At 70.7% G+C, this 18,955-nt stretch carries 19 protein-coding genes; 14 read left to right on the top strand and 5 right to left on the bottom strand.

All coding sequences use genetic code 11. The features are described 5' to 3' along the window. Window positions 1-96: 96 nt before the first annotated feature. The gene (locus HUO13_RS30645) at window positions 97-1,272 is read right to left on the bottom strand and encodes a cytochrome P450 (RefSeq protein WP_211898415.1); all 1,176 of its coding nucleotides are present in this window, start codon (window positions 1,270-1,272) and stop codon (window positions 97-99) included. 492 nt (window positions 1,273-1,764) lie between these two features. Here HUO13_RS30645 and HUO13_RS30640 point away from each other — a divergent pair, with 492 nt between their 5' ends. The 3 genes from HUO13_RS30640 (at window position 1,765) to HUO13_RS30630 (ending at window position 4,696) form a co-directional block, all read left to right on the top strand. Continuing rightward, a complete protein-coding gene (locus tag HUO13_RS30640; protein WP_211898414.1) occupies window positions 1,765-2,298 on the top strand; it encodes a hypothetical protein in 534 nt (177 codons plus the stop codon). A gap of 224 nt (window positions 2,299-2,522) precedes the next feature. After that, a complete protein-coding gene (locus HUO13_RS30635; RefSeq protein ID WP_211898413.1) occupies window positions 2,523-3,152 on the top strand; it encodes a TetR/AcrR family transcriptional regulator in 630 nt (209 codons plus the stop codon). Continuing rightward, on the top strand, window positions 3,149-4,696 hold the full coding sequence (locus HUO13_RS30630; RefSeq protein ID WP_211898412.1) for a glycosyltransferase family 39 protein: 1,548 nt from the start codon (window positions 3,149-3,151) through the stop codon (window positions 4,694-4,696). The genes HUO13_RS30635 and HUO13_RS30630 overlap by 4 nt, the downstream gene beginning before the upstream one ends. 40 nt (window positions 4,697-4,736) lie before the next feature. Here the strand turns inward: HUO13_RS30630 and HUO13_RS30625 are convergent, their stop codons facing one another. Further along, window positions 4,737-4,958 (bottom strand): DUF397 domain-containing protein, encoded by a 222-nt coding sequence (locus HUO13_RS30625; RefSeq protein ID WP_211898411.1) that lies wholly within the window; start codon window positions 4,956-4,958, stop codon window positions 4,737-4,739. Between the two features lie 22 nt (window positions 4,959-4,980). Beyond that, a complete protein-coding gene (locus HUO13_RS30620) occupies window positions 4,981-5,934 on the bottom strand; it encodes a helix-turn-helix domain-containing protein (RefSeq protein WP_211898410.1) in 954 nt (317 codons plus the stop codon). Window positions 5,935-5,981: 47 nt separating this feature from the next. Here HUO13_RS30620 and HUO13_RS30615 point away from each other — a divergent pair, with 47 nt between their 5' ends. Continuing rightward, the gene (locus HUO13_RS30615) at window positions 5,982-6,344 is read left to right on the top strand and encodes a hypothetical protein (protein ID WP_211898409.1); all 363 of its coding nucleotides are present in this window, start codon (window positions 5,982-5,984) and stop codon (window positions 6,342-6,344) included. Between the two features lie 41 nt (window positions 6,345-6,385). Here the strand turns inward: HUO13_RS30615 and HUO13_RS30610 are convergent, their stop codons facing one another. Further along, window positions 6,386-8,464, bottom strand: coding sequence for a HelD family protein (locus HUO13_RS30610; RefSeq protein ID WP_211898408.1), 2,079 nt, complete (start codon window positions 8,462-8,464; stop codon window positions 6,386-6,388). A gap of 157 nt (window positions 8,465-8,621) precedes the next feature. Here HUO13_RS30610 and rsmD point away from each other — a divergent pair, with 157 nt between their 5' ends. The 4 genes from rsmD to HUO13_RS30590 all read left to right on the top strand — a co-directional run bounded on the left by rsmD (window position 8,622) and on the right by HUO13_RS30590 (window position 11,333). Beyond that, the gene (gene rsmD, locus HUO13_RS30605) at window positions 8,622-9,203 is read left to right on the top strand and encodes a 16S rRNA (guanine(966)-N(2))-methyltransferase RsmD (RefSeq protein WP_211898407.1); all 582 of its coding nucleotides are present in this window, start codon (window positions 8,622-8,624) and stop codon (window positions 9,201-9,203) included. A 121-nt stretch (window positions 9,204-9,324) separates the two neighbouring features. Next, window positions 9,325-9,807, top strand: a complete 483-nt coding sequence (gene coaD / locus HUO13_RS30600) for a pantetheine-phosphate adenylyltransferase (RefSeq protein WP_211898406.1) — start codon at window positions 9,325-9,327, stop codon at window positions 9,805-9,807. A gap of 109 nt (window positions 9,808-9,916) precedes the next feature. Next, window positions 9,917-10,354, top strand: a complete 438-nt coding sequence (locus HUO13_RS30595) for a ribonuclease domain-containing protein (RefSeq protein WP_009947553.1) — start codon at window positions 9,917-9,919, stop codon at window positions 10,352-10,354. Window positions 10,355-10,577: 223 nt separating this feature from the next. Then, on the top strand, window positions 10,578-11,333 hold the full coding sequence (locus HUO13_RS30590) for a DivIVA domain-containing protein (protein ID WP_211898405.1): 756 nt from the start codon (window positions 10,578-10,580) through the stop codon (window positions 11,331-11,333). Between the two features lie 147 nt (window positions 11,334-11,480). Here HUO13_RS30590 and HUO13_RS30585 read toward each other — a convergent pair whose 3' ends face one another. Beyond that, complete coding sequence (locus tag HUO13_RS30585; RefSeq protein ID WP_349253346.1) at window positions 11,481-12,335, bottom strand: SAM-dependent methyltransferase; 855 nt, start codon at window positions 12,333-12,335, stop codon at window positions 11,481-11,483. A gap of 472 nt (window positions 12,336-12,807) precedes the next feature. Here HUO13_RS30585 and HUO13_RS30580 point away from each other — a divergent pair, with 472 nt between their 5' ends. From HUO13_RS30580 to HUO13_RS30555, 6 genes are all read left to right on the top strand, one after another. Continuing rightward, window positions 12,808-13,335: a YceD family protein gene (locus HUO13_RS30580; RefSeq protein ID WP_249124193.1), complete on the top strand. Its 528-nt coding sequence runs from the start codon at window positions 12,808-12,810 to the stop codon at window positions 13,333-13,335. A gap of 2 nt (window positions 13,336-13,337) precedes the next feature. After that, window positions 13,338-13,520, top strand: coding sequence for a 50S ribosomal protein L32 (rpmF, locus tag HUO13_RS30575; protein ID WP_009947558.1), 183 nt, complete (start codon window positions 13,338-13,340; stop codon window positions 13,518-13,520). A 14-nt stretch (window positions 13,521-13,534) separates the two neighbouring features. Next, a complete protein-coding gene (gene rnc / locus HUO13_RS30570) occupies window positions 13,535-14,293 on the top strand; it encodes a ribonuclease III (RefSeq protein WP_211898403.1) in 759 nt (252 codons plus the stop codon). Window positions 14,294-14,299: 6 nt separating this feature from the next. Beyond that, window positions 14,300-15,187 carry a bifunctional DNA-formamidopyrimidine glycosylase/DNA-(apurinic or apyrimidinic site) lyase gene (mutM, locus tag HUO13_RS30565; protein ID WP_211898402.1) on the top strand — a complete coding sequence of 296 codons (888 nt, stop codon included), beginning with the start codon at window positions 14,300-14,302 and terminating at the stop codon, window positions 15,185-15,187. A gap of 430 nt (window positions 15,188-15,617) precedes the next feature. After that, window positions 15,618-16,793 (top strand): bifunctional glycosyltransferase family 2/GtrA family protein, encoded by a 1,176-nt coding sequence (locus tag HUO13_RS30560; protein ID WP_211898401.1) that lies wholly within the window; start codon window positions 15,618-15,620, stop codon window positions 16,791-16,793. Further along, window positions 16,790-18,898 carry an ArnT family glycosyltransferase gene (locus tag HUO13_RS30555; protein WP_211898400.1) on the top strand — a complete coding sequence of 703 codons (2,109 nt, stop codon included), beginning with the start codon at window positions 16,790-16,792 and terminating at the stop codon, window positions 18,896-18,898. Before HUO13_RS30560 ends, HUO13_RS30555 begins: the two co-directional genes overlap by 4 nt. Window positions 18,899-18,955: the final 57 nt, after the last annotated feature.

Raw genomic sequence — 18,955 nt, 5'->3', positions numbered from 1 at the left:
CGGCGGAAGTTCGGCCACGCGAGGCCACATGCGCGCAGCGCCGACCATTACGCCTGGCAGTCCAAGGACCTCCGGTCCTGAAAGGACTTCCGGCCGTCAGGACAGCCGGATCGGGAGGTAATCGAGTCCGCGCTGCGTCGCGGTCGGGCGTTGCCGGTGCGGACCCGCCGGCTCGATGCGCTCGAAGCCCTCGGCGAGGGCGTGCAGCAGTGCCAGAGCGATCCGGCCCGCGACGTGTCCGCCCAGGCATGAGTGGACACCGCGGCCGAACACCAGGTGCGGGCCGGATTCCCTGCTGAAGTCCGCCCGGCGGGGGTCGGGGAACACCTTCGGGTCGTGGTTGGCCGCGGCGAGCATGACGATCACGACGTCTCCGCGCCGCAGCGCGCGGCCGCCTATCTCCACGTCGGCAAGGCAGTGCCTGCTCACGGCCTGCACCACGCCCTCGACCCGGCCCAGCTCCTCGACCGCGCGCGAGTCCAGTCCGCCCAGTGGCGCCGTGTCGCGCACGCCACCGGGGCCGAGCAGCCACTTCACGATGTTGCCCAGGAGGTTCCCGGTCGTGGAGTACCCGGCGTCGAAAACCGCTCGCGCCGAGTTGACCAGATAGCCGCGTTCGATGCCGGAGACCTCGTCCAGGCCGGAGATCAGGCTCTCGCGCGGGGCGCGGGCGATCCAGTCCTCGATGATCTCGTTCAGGACTCCGCGGGCCGCCAGCGCGGGTTCGCGGCGAGCCGGTTCCAGACCGGCGTCCATGCCGAGCACCATTGTTCTGGAGGCGGTCCGAAAGCGTTCGTCGTCATCCGGGAAAGGCACGCCGCACAGCAGGCACATCGAGTGCAGGGCGAGCGGTTCGGCGACTCCGGCGACGAGGTCGAAAGAATCCGGTCCGGCGTTCGCCAGCAGTTCTCCGGCTATTCGGCGCACGCGCGCCGACCACGCGTCGAGGTCCTGCCTGCGCAGCTTCGCGAGGAAATGGTGGCGTACCGCCGAATGCTCCGGTGGATCCATCGTCTGCAGGCTGATGACGGATTCCGGAATCGGTTTTGCGAGCTTGCGCGGATCGGAGCCGAAAACCTCGGGCCTGCGCAGCACCCCGGCGCAGTCCTCGTGCCGGGTGAGCACCCAGGCCCGCAGGTGCTCGTGCCAGTGCACCGGGTCCTCGGTGCGAAGCCGCTCGTAGACCAGGTACGGGTCGGCCAGCATGCTCGGCGAGAGCGGGTCGAACACCTCGCCGGGGCAGGCGGCGCCCACCGCGGTCGGCACGGACATCGCAGCGTCTCCCTTTCGCCGGGCGGACTCGCCGGCGACCTCTCCGGCGAAAAGAAAGAGGGTGCCTCCCGGGTGAGTCGGGAGGCACCCGGTCGAGGATCAGGAACCGGCTGCAATTCAGTGCGGGTAGTCCATGGCGAACCTCCGTGTCATTGGACGAAGTGCCGGCCGCGGCCGAATTCCGAAATGGCCGGCACCCTACTCTGCGAACATCGGACCGGGTGTTTCTCCGGGTTGGCAAAGCCTGCCTGCTGGTGGTCGGCCAATCGGTGCGCGCCCGCGAGGAGTAGCGCATCAATTCGTCGCATCCGCATCGGAGAAACCCGCTCCGGCCGTTCTGGGCACACGCTACACACGAATTGTGGCGCATTCCACAAAGTCGCTCGTTCGGCGTATCCGGTTCCGCGGGGCAACCGGTCGCCGAGGTGGGGCGTGTAGACCGCAAGCGGGCGACGACGGGTCTACCGCGTCAGAACGGAGGTTGGGGGAGCGATGAGGAGAGCGTTGTTCGGTGCGTTGGCCGCGAGCCTGCTCGCGGCCGGTGTGGTCGCGGGGTCCGCGACGGCTCAGGCGTCGCCTTCGGGGGTCCGCGACGTCGACTGGCACAACCTGGAGTTCACGGTGCCGCCGGTGGGATCGTGCCCCTGGCAGTCGGTGCGGTTCACCGACGGCGCGGGAGAAGCCGGGGACCGGGTCTACCGGTACCAGCCGGGCAAGGACGTCGTCTTCGCCGACGTCACGGGCGAGGGCGTGGAGGACGCGCTGATCCTGATGCAGTGCGGCCCGCGCGACTCCGAGTACTCCACCGCCCTGATCGCCATGACCACCAGTGCCGACGGTGCTGCCGTGCTCGCGCTGGGAACCGTCTCGAACCCGGGCGTGTGGACGCAGCAGCCGTCCGACTTCACCGTCTGGTACGGCGACATCGCGGTCGCGGTGACCGACTTCGACACCGAGCAGGTGTGGACGGAGTACTACCGGTGGGCCTCCTCGGCGAAGGCGTTCGTGCGCGTCGACGGCTCATGACGACCCGCTCCGGCGCCTGAGCCGGCCACGCGTTCAGGTCCTCACCGCCATCGAGGCGGCGGCCTGACCGAGGCTTCCGTCGATCCCGAACCAAGTGCCGCGCCCGTCAGCCGACGGGTGCGGCACTGCTGTTTTCGCCCCACACCGGTGCCGTCTATGCGTCGGCTACCTGCACAAACAACAATCTGTCCACTTGACCTGGCCGACCGTGCTAATCTTTGGCCATGCGGTCAGATTCTGAGCCAGCCGGGCAAGAAGGATTCTCGTTCATCGCCGAGGCCAGGCGCGAGCAGATCAAGAAGGCGGCGATCGACACGATCGTCGAGCTCGGCTACGCCAAGGCTTCGCTGGCCCAGATCGCCAAGCGCGCCGGGATCAGCAAGGGGGTGATCTCCTACCACTTCGCGGGCAAGGACGAGCTGATGGAGAAGCTGGTCGTCGAGTTCTACGTCGCCGGCGCCCATTTCATGCTGCCGCACCTGGAAGTGGAGACCACGGCGCGCGGCGTGCTGCTCCGCTACATCGAGAAGAACATCTCCTACATCGGCGACAACCGGCACGCCATCGTCGCCATCAGCGACATCCTCCTCAACTTCCGCGATGCCGACGGCACGCTGCACTTCGGCCACGACGGCCACAACGAGCTGGTCGAGGCGGTCGCCCAGATCCTGCGGGAAGGCCAGGAGAAGGGCGAGTTCGGAGACTTCGATCCGGTCGTGATGGGCAGCTCGATCCGCGCCTCCATCGACATGGTCTCGGCCGCGCTGCACGCCGACCCGGACGCCGACACCGCGCACTACGCACGCGAGCTCATGACTCTCTTCGACCGGGCCACCAGGAAGGACCCGTCATGACGACCACGGTCACCACCATCGCGCCGGAGCAGCAGCGGCGCGACTTACCCCTGCCCTTCGCGAAACTGCCCGTCCTGCTCGTCTCCGCGCTCACCGCCGTCGTGCTGCTCGCGGTCAGCGGCCGCTACGGCTACTTCGGCGACGAGCTGTACTTCGTCTCCGCCGGTCGCCAACTGTCCTGGGGCTATGCCGACCAGCCGCCGCTGGTCCCGCTGATCGCGCTGGTGATGGACACCATCGCGCCCGGATCGCTGGTGGCGCTGCGGATCCCGGCGATCCTGGCCACCGCCGCCGGGACGGTGGTCGCGGCGCTGATCGCCCGCGAGCTCGGCGGAGACCGCCGGGCGCAGGTGATGACCGCCGGTGCGCACGCGCTGGCCTTCGCCACGATGACCACCACTCTGGCCACACCGGTCTTCGACGTCTTCTGCTGGACCGTGCTCGGCTGGCTGCTGGTGCGCTGGGTCCGCACCCGCGCCGATGGCCTGCTGCTGTGGGCGGGCGTGGTCACCGCCCTCGCGATCCAGGTGAAGTTCCAGGTCGGCGTCTACTGGCTGGTGGTGCTCGTCGCGGTGCTGGTCTTCGGCCCGCGCGACCTGCTGCGGCGGCCCAAGCTGTGGCTGGGCGCGCTGATCGCCGTCGCCACGGCCGTGCCGACCCTGCTGTGGCAGGCGGCCAACGGCTGGCCGCAGCTCGAGATGAGCGAAGCGGTCGCCGCCGAGGTCGCGTTCATCGGACGGCCGCTGAACTTCGCCCTCATGCTGGCCGGGCTCGGCATCGGCGTTGGCGCCGTGCTGGCCTTCTACGGCTGGTGGCGGCTGCTGGCGGCGCCGGAGCTGCGCCCGTACCGGTTCCTGGGCTGGGTGGCGATCGGGGTGATCGTCGTCTTCGTCGCGGTCAGCGGGCGTTCCTACTACGTCAGCGGCGCCTTCCCGGTGCTGTGGGCGGCGGGCGCGGTCGGGTTCCAGCGGCGGCGGGAGCTCAAGCACGCATCCGGGAGGCGAACCTGGGGCTGGGTCGCCTGGCCCGCCTTCGCCGTCTCCGCGCTGGCCTCGGTCAACGGGCTGCCGATCCAGCCCGTGGAGTCCTTCGCCGGAAAGCCGTTCAGCCTGGCCGACTTCCTCTACACCGGCCAGATCGGCTGGCCGCAGACGGTCGACTCGATCGCCGAGGTCTACCGGTCGCTGCCACCGGAGCAGCAGCGGTCCACTGTGATCACGAGCTACGACTACTGGACCGCGAGCGCGGTCGACTTCTACGGCCCGGAGCGGGGACTTCCCGGCGCCTACAGCGGCGCGCGCGGCTACTACTTCTTCGGGGCGCCGCCGGAGGAGGCCACGACGGTCATCAACATCGGACCGCCGGGACCGCAGCTGCAACGGCACTTCACCGACTTCCGGCAGGCCGGAGTGCTCGACAACGGCATGAACATCCAGACCATGCACCAGGGGATGCCGATCTTCGTCGTCAGCGGGCGCAACGCCCCCTGGTCGCAGATCTGGCCGGAATTCCGCCAGATCAACCTGGTCCCGGGCGCGAGCTGACGAACGCGGGCGAGGGCTCGCGGCGCTGCCGCGGGCCCCGTCAGCACATGTCGTCGAACTCCCCGGCCTTCACGCCCCGGACCCAGGCGTCCATCTCGGCGCGGCTGAACACCACGACCCCGGCCTCGGGCGCCTTGCTGTTGCGGACCGCGATCCGCCCGTCCTCCAGCGCGGCCACCTCAACGCACTGCCCGCCACCGTTGGCGCCACCGCTGAAGCTGCTCTTGCGCCAGCGGGTGTTGAACAGATCCGGGCCGGGCATCGTGGGTCTCCTCAAGCACTGCTCATCGATACTCCTCAAGGGTAGAGGAAATCAGCTCTTCCGAGGCCGTTGGGGACAGCGCCATCGAACTCAACGCGGCGAAGCGCATGGTGCAACGCCGCACGTCATCCTGGGTTTCCAAGTAGACGGCCCCGACGATGCCCTCCACGTATCCGACGTCGTTGGACAGCTCCGGCAGCGTCATGATGGAGAAGGCGCCCTCCATCCCCGGATTGGGTCCGACGGCCAGTGGCAGGACCTGGACCGTGACGTCGAGTTCGTGCGACACCTCGATCAGGTGCTCCAACTGGCCTCGCATCACCCATTTCGCGCCGACAGGGCAACGGATGACGGACTCGCTCAACACAACCTGGAGCTTGACCCGGTGCGGTGCTTTGAGCGTCTGCTGGCGGACCATCCGCGCTGCTACCAGGTTCTCCAGCATCTCCGGTGGGGTGGCGGGCTCGATCGCCGAGATCAACGCACGCGCGTACTCGGACGTCTGGAGAAGTCCCCGCACCAGCGCCAGTTCGAACTGCCGGATCGTGGTCGCGGCCTGCTCCAGGCCGACGAAGGTGTACAGGTGCTTCGGCATCGCGCTGGACTGCCACCAGCCCTTCTGGCGGGCTTCGCCCGCCATGCGGACCAGCGCCTCGGCGTTCTCCGGCGGCACGTCGTAGAACTCCGCGAGTTGCTCGACCTCGTGCGGCTTCGGCACGTACAGCCGGGTCTCGATGCGTTGCAGCTTGGACTTCGACCAGCGCGGTGAACGCGTCCGCAGTTCGCCCGCCGCCGCTTCGATCGTCAGCTCCTTCTGCTCCCGGTAGTTGCGAAGCGACTCCGCGAGCTGCCAGACGCGCAGCGTCGGGCTGACACCTTGCTCCAAGGCCATCTCCCACGATCCGTTCGAGTGAAAACTGGGCAGATAGTTGAAGAAACTGGGATTCCCACTCGATCTTATGACTGGCCCGACCATAGCGGTCCGTGATCAGCCACCATCGAACGACATGCCGGGAGATCCACATGATCAACAGGGAAATCGACACGTTCGGCCCAGTGGAAGACGCGCTCCCCGACGAGACGGGCGACTGGAGTGAGTTCGAACCGCTCGGTGACCAGACCGAATTCGCCGCGATGATGGAGGATCTCGTCGCCGTCAGCGCGCCGGGGCTGTTCGCGATCGTGCGGGAGGTGGGGGAGCGCGCCGACGGCTGGGTTCTGGCGTGGGGCCTGGAAATGGAGCCGGGACACGTCGAGATCGTCGAGATCGACGGGACGCGCGGCTCGGCCGTGTCACCGGAGGCGGCGCTGCGCAGGTACGACCGCGATTACAAGGCGCACGTCGTCCACTACACGCGCGACGCCGCTCCCGGCACCGTCGAATGACCGTGGCAGAGCGACGATCGCGAGCCCCGGCTTGGAACTTCCTACGCCGCCCTGAGCACCGTCAGGCGCTGGGTCGCGCGGCTCAGCGCCACGTAGAGGGCGCGGCGCCCGGTGGAGGACTCGGCGGCCAGCTCGTCCGGGTCGACGAGCAGCACCGCGTCGTACTCCATGCCCTTGGCCTCCAGGCTGCCCACGACGCGGAGCCGGTCCGGGCCGACCCCGGCGAGCCATTCGCCGACCTCGCCCCGCATCCGCATCGCCGTGATCACGCCGACGGTGCCCTCCGACGCCTCCAGCAGTTCCTCCGCGGCCGTGCGAACCTCCTGCGGCCACTGCGAAACCTCCCGCACGACCGGCTCGACCCCGGTGGTGCGCACGGCGTTGGGCAGCTCGTCGGCGGGCACCAGGTCGCGCACCGCGTCGGCGGCGACGGCGAAGATCTCCGCCGAGTTGCGGTAGTTGGTGCGCAGCGTGAAGCGCCGGTGGCTGCGCGCCGAGCTCAGCGCCTCCTGCCGCGCCCGCGACGCCTCCGCCGGGTCCGGCCACGACGACTGCACCGGGTCGCCGACGATCGTCCAGCTCGCGTGCCTGCCGCGCCTGCCGACCATCCGCCACTGCATCGGCGAGAGGTCCTGCGACTCGTCGACGACCACGTGGGAGTACTCGTCGTAGTTGTCCGGCCGCTGGTAGGGCTGGTCGGCGGTGCGCTCGGCCCAGGTGCTCAGCTCGCGGGAGTCGGCCTGCTGCGCCCGCCGCCGCTTCGGCGGCGCACCGGCCAGCACCCGCAGCTCGTCGATCAGCGCGACGTCGGCGACCGTCCACTCCTGCACGTCGGCCCACGACTTGGCGAGCAGGTCGATCTCCTCGGCCGACAGCAGCCGCCGCGACGCCCTGGCCAGCCTGCCGGGATCGGAGAGCCAGCGCAGCACCTGCATCGGGTAGAGCGGCGGCCACCAGCTCACCAGGAAGCGGTGGAACTCGATGCGCTCACCGATCTCGGTGATCAGCCGTTCGCGGTCGGGCTTGAAGTCCTCGTCGGCGCACTGCTTCGCCTTGTGCCACAACGCCTCCAGCAGCGCGTCGGCGGCGCGCATGCGGGAGCGGTTCGGCGGCGCCCCCTTGGAGTGCAGCCTGCGACGGATGCGCTTGAGGTCTTCGTGCTGCAGCTTCAGCACCACGCCGCGGTAGAACATGCGCAGCTCGTCCGGCGCGTCCGGCGGTTCCAGCCGCAACGCGCGGCGCAGCACCTGCACCATCCGCGACGAGCCCTTGACCTCGGCGGTCCGGGGGTCGTCGATGGTGCCGGCCGACAGCCCGTCCAGGACCTCGCCGAGCGCCCGCAGCTCCACGTTGTGCTCGCCCATCGACGGCAGCACCCGGGAGATGTAGGACATGAACACCGGAGACGGGCCGACGACCAGCACCCCGGCGCCACCGAGCTTGCGCTGGTCGCGGTAGAGCAGGTAGGCGGCGCGGTGCAGCGCGACCGCCGTCTTGCCGGTGCCGGGGCCGCCGGTGATCTCGGTGACGCCGCCCTCCGGCGCCCGGATCGCGTCGTCCTGCTCCTTCTGAATGGTGGCCACGATGTTGCGCATCGAGTCGCTGCGCGCCCGGCTCAGCGACGCCATCAGCGCGCCGTCGCCGACGACCCGCATGTCCCGCGGCGCCCGCTCCGGGTCGAGCAGGTCGTCGGAGAGGTCGACCACGGTCTCCCGCGACGAGCGGATGACCCTGCGCCGGACCACGCCGAGCGGGTTCTCCGGCGTCGCCTGGTAGAACGCCGACGCCAGCGGCGCCCGCCAGTCGACCAGCAGGTTGTCGAACTCGGGGTCGCGGATGCCGAGCCTGCCGATGTGCACGGAGTCGCCGTCGGCCATGTCCAGCCTGCCGAACACCAGCCCCTCGGCCTCGGCGTCCAGCGCCTGCAACGTGCGGTTGGCGTGGTGCACCATCACGTCGCGCTCGTAGAGCGCCTCCGGCGTGGCCTCCCTGCCGTGCTCGTAGCTCTTGTCGCGCATCCGCGCGGCCTCGGCGCGCAGTTCGCCGAGCCTGACGTACACCCGGTCCACTTGCCGCTGCTCGATCGCGATCTCGGCTTGCCTGACCGACGTTTCCGACACCTGATTCGCTCCCCGTCTCCCGCCTGGGCAGACCTACGAGAATACGGCCCCGCGCCGGAGCGGGCAGGCGCTCCCCGGGGCCTCGGCGTGATCGGCTCGGCAGCCTAATCCGCCGGGCGGCCGAGGCGCCCGCGCGGCATGCGCGACGATTGTCCGCGTGACACGGATCGTGGCGGGCAGCGCCGGAGGACGCCGCATCGAGGTGCCGCCCCGCGGCACCCGGCCGACCTCCGAGCGGGTGCGGGAGGCGCTGTTCAGCGCGCTGGAGTCGGCGACCGAGCTGGCGGGCGCCAGGGTGCTCGACCTCTACGGCGGTTCCGGTGCCCTCGGGCTCGAGGCCCTCTCGCGCGGAGCCGCGCACGCCACCTTCGTCGAGTCCGACCGCCGTGCCGCCCAGCTGCTCAGGCGCAACGCGAGCGCGCTGGGCTTCCGCGACGTGAGTGTGGCGCAGGGCAAGGTCGAGACGGTGCTCGCCTCGGCGGCAGGCGAACCCTTCGACGTGGTGCTGGCCGACCCGCCCTACGACGTCGACTCCGCGCGGCTCGACCAGGTGCTGCGGTCGCTGGTGGCCAACGGCTGGACGGCGCCGGACAGCCTGGTCGTGGTCGAGCGCTCCACGCGCAGCGGCGATCCGGACTGGCCCGACCCGCTGCACGCGCTGCGCACCAAGCGCTACGGCGACACCGCCGTGCACTGGGCTGTTCACGAGGCGGACACGGCCGAGAACCAGGAGGACTGAGGCCGTCGGACGCACGGAGTGCGGCGATCGGCGGTGACCCGTTTCGCACCGTTACCGCATGCCGGTGATCGACGCCACGTCACGGCGGGCGGCCCGTCACGATGCTGCTACCGTCCGGCTCATGAGGCGTGCCGTGTGTCCAGGTTCCTACGATCCGGTAACCAACGGTCATCTGGACATCATCGGGCGGGCTGCCGGCCTGTTCGACGAGGTCGTCGTCGCCGTGCTGGTGAACAAGAGCAAGAAGAGCCTGTTCACCGTCGACGAGCGGCTGGAGATGCTGCGCGAGGTCACCTCGCACTGGCCGAACGTGCGCATCGACTCCTGGCACGGCCTGCTGGTGGACTACTGCCGCGAGCACCACATCGGCGCGATCGTCAAGGGCCTTCGAGCGGTCAGCGACTTCGACTACGAGCTGCAGATGGCGCAGATGAACCAGCGCCTCTCGGGCGTCGAAACCCTGTTCATGTCGACCAACCCGCTCTACAGCTTCCTGGCCAGCTCGCTGGTCAAGGAGGTCGCCACCTACGGCGGCGACGTCTCCAACCTGCTCCCGCCGAAGATTGAGCAGCGGCTGCTCGAACGCCTCTCCGAGCAGTCCTGACCTCGCATTCCCCGGCTGGGTGAAACTTTCACCGCTCGCGCCTGGGCGACGTTTCCAGTTCACGCCAACTTCAGTGCGTGATCACGTGGTCACGTTAGCGTCGTCGACTATGAGGCGGATCACGAAGTCGAACGCAGTCAGGACCCTGCTGGCCGGTCTGATCGCCGTGGTGGGTCTGCTCGGGTTCCAGGCCGGGGCCGTGCAGGCCCTGCCGGTCGCCCCGCAGGCGCCCGCCGCCGCGCAGGCACCGTGTGGCGACACCTCCGGATTCGAGCAGGTCAGGCTGGCCGACCTGCCCCCGGAGGCCACCGACACCTACGAGCTGATCCAGAAGGGCGGCCCGTACCCCTACCCGCAGGACGGCACGGTCTTCCAGAACCGCGAGGGCATCCTGCCGGACTGCGCCGAGGGCTACTACCACGAGTACACGGTCAAGACTCCCGGCAGCGACGACCGCGGCGCGCGCCGCTTCGTCGTCGGTGACGGCGGCGAGTACTTCTACACCGAGGACCACTACGAGTCCTTCCGCCTGACCATCGTCAACTGACGTCCGCGAACGCCTGGGCCCCCGGTGCCGTCCGGTACCGGGGGCCCAGGCGTTGACACGCGGGCACGGGGGGAGATGCCGCGGCGGCGAGGAGCGGCGGGGCAGACTGGACGGACCGCGGATCTGGCAACCTGTGATCATCGGTTCCGGAACCGGTGCGCACCGGTTCGGGGTTTCTCCGGGATGCTTTGTTCCGGGCGGCTACGACGGCAGGGAGATCGAGGTGTACCGGGTGTTCGAGGCGCTCGACGAGCTGGTCACGATCGTCGAGGAGGCGCGAGGCGTGCCGATGACCTCGGGGTGCGTGGTGCCCCGGGGCGATGTCCTGGAGCTGCTCGACGACGTCCGGGACGCGATCCCGGGCGAGCTCGACGACGCCCAGGACGTGCTGGACCACCGCGACGACGTCATCCGCAAGGCGGAGTCGGAGTCCGAGCGCACGCTCGGCGAGGCCCGGACCGAGGCGGAGCGGACCGTGTCCTCGGCCAGGGCCGAGGCCGAGCAGCTGCTGGCCGAGGCGCGCGAGCGCGCCGAGCAGCTGGTGGCGGAGGCGCAGGCCGAGGCCGAGCAGACGGTCACCAACGGCCGCCGCGAGTACGAGGACTACGTGGGCCGCGCCCAGTCCGAGGCCGACCGCATGGTGCAGGCCGGACGCGCCGCCTACGACCAGTCGATCCACGAGGGCAAGGCCGAGCAGGCCAGGCTGGTTTCGGACACCGAGGTCGTGCAGACCGCCAACGGCGAGGCCAAGCGGATCGTCGCCGAGGCCAACGAGGACGCCGAGCGGCTGCGCGGCGAGTGCGACGCCTACGTGGACTCCCGGCTGGCCGACTTCGAGGACCTGCTGAGCAAGACGCTGCGCACCGTCGGCAAGGGCCGCCAGCAGCTGCGCAGCCCGGTCGGCGCACCGTTCGACTACGAGGAGTGGAAGCCCGGCCGGTCCGGCACCTCCACCAGCGGCAACGGCGGAAGTCACTAGTACGTGTTTCAGGTGTGGTCTGCGTAGGCGGGCGCTTGGCGGACTCAGCCGCCTTCTCGCTCCGAGCTCCCCGTCGCCGCGCACCGGACGCCACTGCGCCCCTCGGCTGCCGTCGCCGAGGGGCGCAGTGCGCTGTCGGGTGAGTGCTCAGAGCTTGCGGCCGACCGCCGCCCAGATCTTCGTCCGCTCCGGCGGTTCCACCATCTCGTACGGCTCGGACTGCCACTGCGAGGTGTAGACGACCCCCGGCGGGACCAGCTCGAACCCCTCGAACAGCTTCGCCGCCTCCGAGCGCGGCCGGTACACCACCGGTTCGGTCGTCTCGGCGAAGACGTCCTCCACCTCGCCCATCTGCTCCGGCAGGTGCTCGGAGGTCAGGTGGCTGATCGCCAGGTAGCTGCCGGGGGCGAGCACCTCCCGGTAGCGCGACAGCAGGCCCGCGACGTCGGCGCTGGGCACCCAGTGCAGCACGGCGACCATCATCAGCCCGACCGGCTTGGACAGGTCGAGCAGCCGCTGCGTCTCCGGAGCGCGGAGGATCGCTTCGGGGTCGCGCAGGTCGGCCTGCACGATCTCGGCGTTGTCGTTCTCGCGCAGGAGCCTGCGGGTGTGGGCTACGGCGATCGGCTCGTTGTCGACGTAGACCACGCGCGCCCGCGGGTTCAGCTGGTGCGCCGCCTCGTGCACGTTGCCCACCGTCGGGATCCCCGAGCCGAGGTCGAGAAACTGGGTGATGCCCTGGCGCAGGCAGTAGCGCACCGCCCGCCGCAGGAACGCCCGGTTCGCCGAGACCACCAGCCTGGCGTCCGGGTCGACCTCCAGCAGCTTCTCGAACTGGTCGCGGTCGGCGGCGAAGTTGTGGTGGCCGCCGAGGCCGTAGTCGTAGATGCGGGCCGGGTTCGGCCTGGTGTGGTCGACCTCGGTCGGGAAGGAGTTCTGTTCCGGCATGAGACCCTCGCGGTTGTCGTGACCGGCTTCTGCGGCCGTGCTGCTTGAGATCATGGAGGTTCCGCCGCCGGAATTCGACGACGTCCTTCCCCGGAAAGCGAAACCGCAGGTCAGCAGCCATGCTGTGGGTGCGTCGCGGGTGTCGCCGCGTCCGCCGGGAGGTGCCCGGCGGGGCGAGCCGGGGTGATTTCGGCAGCCGCGGTGGTGTCGCGTACCCTGGAAAAGCTGGCTGTGGACGATTCGTCACCCAGCCCGGCCGGTCGTGGTCGTTCGACGCCGCTCAGCAGACCCGCGTTCGAACAGGCCGCTGCCCGGTGGGCGGGCGCCGACGTCGCACGCCGTCGCTGGCAGGTGGCGAGCGGACCGCTCGTGCCGAGTCCGGTGCACCCGTGCTCGGCCGGTCGGCCGCCCGGTGCGGGCCAGCGCAACAACCCCAGTCGGAAACCAGTCGAAACCTGTGATGTCTCAGAAACACGATTCCGGGCACTCCGCCCGAGCGGAGCGGGCCGTCCAGGCCGGACCCTGGGTGATCGACACCCGGGAGATCGGCCACCGGGCGGGGCAGAGTCGTGCCTACACGCGCCAGGCGCCGGCCCCCGTCGGCTTCGGCCTCGACATGATCAGGGTGCCGGAGGGCGAGCCGGTCGAGCTCGACCTGCTGGCCGAGTCGGTGGTGGAGGGCGTGCTGGTTTCCGGCACCGCCGCCGCCACGCTGACCGGGGAGTGCGTGCGCTGCCTGGACCCGATCTCGGAGGAGATCGAGGTCGAGGTGCGCGAGCTGTTCGCCTACCCGGACAGCGCCACCGACGCCAGCACCGATGAAGACGAGGTCGAACGGGTCGTCGACGACCTGATCGACCTGGAGCCGGTGGTGCGGGACGCGATGCTGCTGTCGCTTCCGTCCGCGCCGCTGTGCTCGCCGGACTGCCAGGGGCTGTGCTCCGGGTGCGGCACCAAGTGGGCCGAACTCGCCCCCGATCACACGCATGAGACGATTGATCCCCGCTGGGCCGCGCTCCGTGAGCGGTTCGGCGGGACCGAGGAGGAGAACTAGTCGTGGCCGTCCCGAAGCGCAAGATGTCCCGGGCCAACACCCGTCACCGCCGTTCGCAGTGGAAGGCGTCGGCGCCGACGCTGGTGCAGTGCTCGAACCGCGCCTGCCGCGAGCCGAAGCTGCCGCACGTGGCCTGCCCGTCCTGCGGCCAGTACGACGGTCGCCAGATCCACGAGCCTGCCTGATCGGCGGTAAGGGCGTGGGGGGAAAGCAGCCACGGGCCCGCACTGTCGACCGGGCTCCGCTGATGGAGGCGCTCGGCGTCGAACTCGACGCCGAGCTGCTCACCCTTGCTCTCACGCATCGCTCGTACGCCTACGAGAACGGTGGCCTGCCGCCGAACGAGCGGCTGGAGTTCCTCGGCGACTCGGTGCTGGGACTGGTGATCACCGACCGGCTGTACAACTCGCACCCGGACCTGCCCGAGGGCCAGCTCGCGAAGCTGCGCGCCAGCGTGGTCAACATGCACGCGCTGGCGGGGGTCGCGCGGGGGCTCGGCGAGGGCGGTCTCGGCGAGTACCTGCTGCTCGGCCGCGGTGAGGAGCTGACCGGTGGCCGGGACAAGGCGAGCATCCTCGCCGACGGTCTGGAGGCCGTGCTCGGCGCGGTGTACCTCCAGGACGGCATCGACGTCGCCCGCAACGTCATCCACCGGCTGTTCGAGCCGCTGCTGACCGAGGCCCCGCAGCGGGGCGCCGGGCTTGACTGGAAGACCAGCCTGCAGGAGCTGACCGCGGCGGCCGCGCTCGGCGTCCCGGAGTACCGGGTCGAGGAGCAGGGCCCGGACCACCGCAAGGAGTTCAGCGCGTTCGTCTCGGTCGCGGGCGACACCCTCGGACAGGGCGGTGGCCGCACCAAGAAGGAAGCCGAGCAGAAGGCCGCCGAGGCGGCCTGGCGGACGCTGTCCGAGCAGGTCAAGCAGGTCGCGGAGAGCGGCGACGAGGAATCGGCCTCGTAGCCGGCCGTGCCCGAGCTTCCCGAAGTCGAGGTCGTCCGGCGCGGCGTCGCCGCGCACGTGGTCGGCCGCACCGTTTCCGGCGTCGACGTCCTGCACCCGCGATCCGTGCGCAGGCACGTGCCCGGTCCCGAGGACTTCGCCACCAGGCTCGTCGGCCGCTGCCTGACCGCCGCGCGTCGTCGCGGCAAGTACATGTGGCTCGAGCTGGGCGGCGGCCCCGAAGAGGTCGACGCGGGCGAGGCGGTGCTTGCCCACCTGGGCATGAGCGGCCAACTGCTGGTGCAGCCCGACGAAGCCCCGGACGAGACCCACCTGCGGGTGCGGTTCCGGTTCGACGACGGCGGACCGCAGCTGCGCTTCGTCGACCAGCGGACCTTCGGCGGCCTGAGCCTGACCGAACTGGTGTCGGTCGACGGTGTCGCGGTGCCGGAGCCGGTCGCGCACATCGCGCCCGACCCGCTTGAACCGGTGTTCGACCTCGAAGCGGCCGTCGCGCGGATGCGCAAGCGCCGCACCGGCGTCAAGCGCGCACTGCTCGACCAGACCCTCGTGTCGGGCATCGGCAACATCTACGCCGACGAAGCCCTCTGGCGGGCGAAACTGCACTGGGCCCGCCCCACGGCGAACCTGACCCGTCCCCAGGCCCGCAGCCTCCTCGGCGCGGCGGTCGAGGTCATGCAGGCCGCGCTGACCGCGGGCGGCACCTCCTTCGACGACCTCTACGTCAACGTCAACGGCGAGTCGGGTTACTTCGACCGCTCCCTGGCCGTCTACGGGCAGGCGGGCCTGCCCTGCCCCCGCTGCGGCACTGCGGTCCGCCGCGACGCGTTCATGAACCGCTCGTCGTACAGCTGCCCCCGCTGCCAGCCCACCCCGCGCAACCCGCACTACTGAGCCGGGCGCGGTCACCGCGGGCAGTAAGAAGGGCCGTGTGGACCAGCTGGTTCCTGCCTGACCACACCAGCGTCCTGGACGAGATCCGGTGAACTGGACGGCCTGACACGGTTTCCTGGGAACTTCGTGTGAGGTCGCTGGGGATGTCCGGCATCGGGCGCGGTGTGTGGCGCCTGGCCTGGGGTGTTCGCTCTGAAGCTCCCAGGGTTCTCCCACCTGGCTTGAACGTTCCTCGTACTCCGGTGCGGCTTGATGGGTGTCGAGCCGACAACGGCCGATGCCGGATACGAGGTGGTCAGCAATGGAAGTCCTGCCGAGGGGCGCCGCGCGACGCGGAGCAGGTGCGACGGCGACGGCGACAGCGACAGCTACCGCTGTCGCGACCGCGGGTGCCACGGCGAGAACGAGTGCGACGGCGACCGTCGACGTCGTGATCCCCGTGCACAACGAGGAGCGGTCGCTGCCCGGGTGCCTGCGCGTGTTGCGCGAACACCTGCGCGCGCACTTCCCGTTCGAGTGGTCGATCACCGTCGTCGACAACGCCAGCACGGACGGCACGTTGCGCGTCGCCCACGAGCTGGCGCGGTCGCTCGACCACGTCCGGGTGCTGCACCTGGACCGCAAGGGCCGGGGCCTGGCGTTGCGCACGGCGTGGGCCTACAGCGACGCCGAAGTGGTCGTTTACATGGACGTCGACCTGTCGACCGGGCTGGACGCGCTGCTGCCGCTGGTCGCGCCGCTGGTGAACGGCCATTCCGACATCGCCGTCGGGTCGCGGCTGGCGCCCGGGTCGCGGACCGTCCGCGGCGGACGGCGGGAGCTGATCTCCCGCTGCTACAACAAGCTGATCCGGTGGTCGCACGGTGCGCGCTTCTCCGACGCGCAGTGCGGTTTCAAGGCCGCCCGGACGGCCGTGGTGCGGCCGCTGCTGCCGCACATCCGCGATGACGGGTGGTTCTTCGACACCGAACTGCTGCTGCTCGCCGAGTACAACGGCCTTCGGGTGCACGAGGTCCCGGTCGACTGGGTCGAGGACGTCGACACCCGCGTGAACGTCGTCCGCACCGCCCGCGACGACATCGCGGGGCTGGTCCGCGTCGCCCGCGCCAAGCTCACCGGTTCGGCGAACGTGACCGGCCTGCCCGAACGGCCGGCGCCCCGCGCCGAACACCCGCAGGCCGTGCTGGCCGAGCCGCGCAACGGCCTGCTGTGGCAGCTCGTCTCGTTCGGGCTGATCGGTGCGGTCTCCACCGCGGTCACCGCCGTGCTCTACGCGGTTCTGCGCACGTGGTGGCCCCCGCTGCTGGCGAACCTGGTCGCGCTCGTCGCGACGACGATGTGGAACACCGAGGCCAACCGCCGGCTGACTTTCCTCGGACGCACCGGCTCGCACCGGCGGATCCAGTTGCAGGGCCTGCTCGTCTTCGGCGTCTACTACCTGATCACCTCGGGGGCGCTGCTCGTCCTGCACGCCGGGTGGCCGGATCCGCCGGGGTGGGTGGAGATCGCGGTGCTGGTCGCCTCGTCCGCGGTCGGGACCGCACTGCGCTTCGCACTGCTGCGCTCCTGGGTTTTCCGCCCTGGCAACGAAAAGGGAAGGTCATGACAGGCATGGACACGGCCATCGCGCCAGGACGGCCGGCCAAAGCGCCCGAACCGGTGCGGACGAGGACCGCTCGATGGCAGCGGGCGGCGCTCGCCGCGATCTGCGGGCTCGCCGCGGTGCTCTACTGCTGGGCCATCGGCGGCTCGTGGGGCAACTCCTACTACACGGCCGCGGTCGAGTCGATGTCGCAGAGCTTCGAGAACTTCCTCTTCGGCGCCTTCGACCCGGCCGGAGTGGTCACGGTGGACAAGCCGCCGATGGCGCTGTGGGCGCAGGTGATCTCGGTGAAGCTGCTCGGCTACAACCAGGTCGCCGTGCTGCTGCCGCAGGCCGTCGCGGGCGTGGCCGCCGTGTTCGTGCTGCACCGGGCGGTTCGCAGGTGGGCGGGGGAGAACGCCGCGCTGCTGGCCGCGCTCGTGCTCGCCACGACCCCGATCACCGTGGTGATCAACCGGGACAACAACCCGGACACCCTGCTGGTGCTGCTGGTCGTCACCGCGGCGTGGGCGCTGGGCAGGGCGGTCGAGGCGGAGCGCGCGACCAGGTGGCTGGTGCTGGCGGCGGCTCTCGTCGGATGCGGGTTCCTGACGAAGATGCTTCAGGCGTGGATGGTGCTGCCGGCGTTCGCGGCGGCCTACCTCGTCGGGCGGCGGGAGTCCTGGGTCCGCAGGCTCGCCGGGCTCGCCGTCGCCGCGGTGACGCTGGTCGTGAGCTCGTTCTGGTGGGTGGTCGTGACCGCCCTCTGGCCGTCGCCGAAGCCCTACATCGGTGGCAGCACCGACGGGTCGGCGTGGGACCTGGTCTTCGGCTACAACGGCTTCGGCCGCATCCTCGGTGGCGAGGGCAACGGCGGTTCTGGTGGAGGCGGCGGCCCCGGTGGAGGCGGCGGGTTCTCCGGCGAGGCGGGTCCGCTGCGGCTGTTCAACGACCAGCTCGGCGGCCAGATCAGCTGGCTGCTGCCGCTGTGCCTGCTCGTGCTCGCGTCGGTCGCGGTGCGGGCGTGGCGCGGGCGGCCGGTCGACCGGGTCCGCGCCTCGGGCTGGGTCCTGTGGGGCGGCTGGTTGCTGGTCGTGGGCGTCATGTTCAGCTTCGCCCAGGGCACGATGCACCCGTACTACACGACGATGCTCGCGCCGGCGGTCGGCGCGGTCGCCGGTGCCGGACTGGTGCGCATGTGGCGCTGGTACCGCGAGCCCGGCGGCTTCGGCTGGCTGCTGCTCCCGGTGGCGGTGGCCGTGACGGCGACGTGGGCGGTGCTGCTGGTGGCCCGCGACCAGAGCTGGCACCCGTGGGTCGGCTGGGTCGCCGCGGTCCTGGGCGCCGTCGCGGTGTCGGCTCTGCTGCTCGGGCGCCGGCGCGTCGCAGCGCTGGTGCGTCCGGGACTGGCGTTGGCGTTGGCCGCGATCCTGGCCGCGCCGAGCGCGTGGGCGGTCATCGGCGCCGTGTCCGGGCAGAGCGGTATGGGCGGGGCGAACCCGACCGCCGGACCGACGTCGATGGGCGGCCCGCCAGGTGGTCCGGGCCGCGGCGGTGGGCCGATGGGCGGACAGCCGCCCGGAGACGCGGAGCAACCCGCCGATGACGGAGGACAGCGGAGGCGAGGTTTCCCGGGCGGCGGCCCCGGCGGTGGCGACTCGCTGAGCGAGGAACAGCGCAGGCTGCTCGACTACGTCGTGGCCAACGCCGGTGGGCTGCCGGTTCCCCTGGCGGTGGAGGGTGGTTCGCACGGTGCGGCGTCGTACCTGATCAACTCCGACGTGGCGGTGGTCGGCATGGGCGGCTTCATGGGCAGCGACGACGCGCCCTCGACCGCGCTGCTGAGCCAGTGGAAGCAGGCCGGGCAGCTCGGCTTCGTACAGCTCGGCGGTGGGCCGGGCGACCCCGGCGCCGGACCGGGCACGCCAGCGGGCGACGGCGTCCAGGCGCAAGGCGTCGGAGACCAGGCGCAAGGCCGTGCCGACCAGGACGGGCCGCGAGGCGCGGGGGACCGCGACGGTGCGCGTGCCCAGCGGCAGGAGTGGGTCACCCGCAACTGCACGCCGGTCGACCCCGCCGCCTACGGCGGTACGGCCGACAGTGGCTCTGATCTCTACGACTGCCGCTGAGAGACCGCCGATCCGGCGCGGCCGGAGAACGCCCAGCGGTGCCGCTCGGAGCCGCTG

Source organism: Saccharopolyspora erythraea, from assembly GCF_018141105.1.
Lineage (GTDB): Bacteria > Actinomycetota > Actinomycetes > Mycobacteriales > Pseudonocardiaceae > Saccharopolyspora_D > Saccharopolyspora_D erythraea_A.
The sequence above is the reverse complement of the archived record's forward strand: the minus strand, read 5'-3'. Positions and strand labels throughout refer to the sequence as shown.

Coding starts and splice junctions, on each gene's coding strand:
- HUO13_RS30635 (WP_211898413.1), top strand. CDS start 2,523: ATGCGGTCAGATTCTGAGCCAGCCGGGCAAGAAGGATTCTCGTTCATC.
- HUO13_RS30645 (WP_211898415.1), bottom strand. CDS start 1,272: ATGTCCGTGCCGACCGCGGTGGGCGCCGCCTGCCCCGGCGAGGTGTTC.
- HUO13_RS30555 (WP_211898400.1), top strand. CDS start 16,790: ATGACAGGCATGGACACGGCCATCGCGCCAGGACGGCCGGCCAAAGCG.
- HUO13_RS30585 (WP_349253346.1), bottom strand. CDS start 12,335: ATGATCTCAAGCAGCACGGCCGCAGAAGCCGGTCACGACAACCGCGAG.
- HUO13_RS30615 (WP_211898409.1), top strand. CDS start 5,982: ATGATCAACAGGGAAATCGACACGTTCGGCCCAGTGGAAGACGCGCTC.
- HUO13_RS30630 (WP_211898412.1), top strand. CDS start 3,149: ATGACGACCACGGTCACCACCATCGCGCCGGAGCAGCAGCGGCGCGAC.
- HUO13_RS30620 (WP_211898410.1), bottom strand. CDS start 5,934: ATGGTCGGGCCAGTCATAAGATCGAGTGGGAATCCCAGTTTCTTCAAC.
- HUO13_RS30625 (WP_211898411.1), bottom strand. CDS start 4,958: ATGCCCGGCCCGGATCTGTTCAACACCCGCTGGCGCAAGAGCAGCTTC.
- coaD (WP_211898406.1), top strand. CDS start 9,325: ATGAGGCGTGCCGTGTGTCCAGGTTCCTACGATCCGGTAACCAACGGT.
- HUO13_RS30640 (WP_211898414.1), top strand. CDS start 1,765: ATGAGGAGAGCGTTGTTCGGTGCGTTGGCCGCGAGCCTGCTCGCGGCC.
- HUO13_RS30595 (WP_009947553.1), top strand. CDS start 9,917: ATGAGGCGGATCACGAAGTCGAACGCAGTCAGGACCCTGCTGGCCGGT.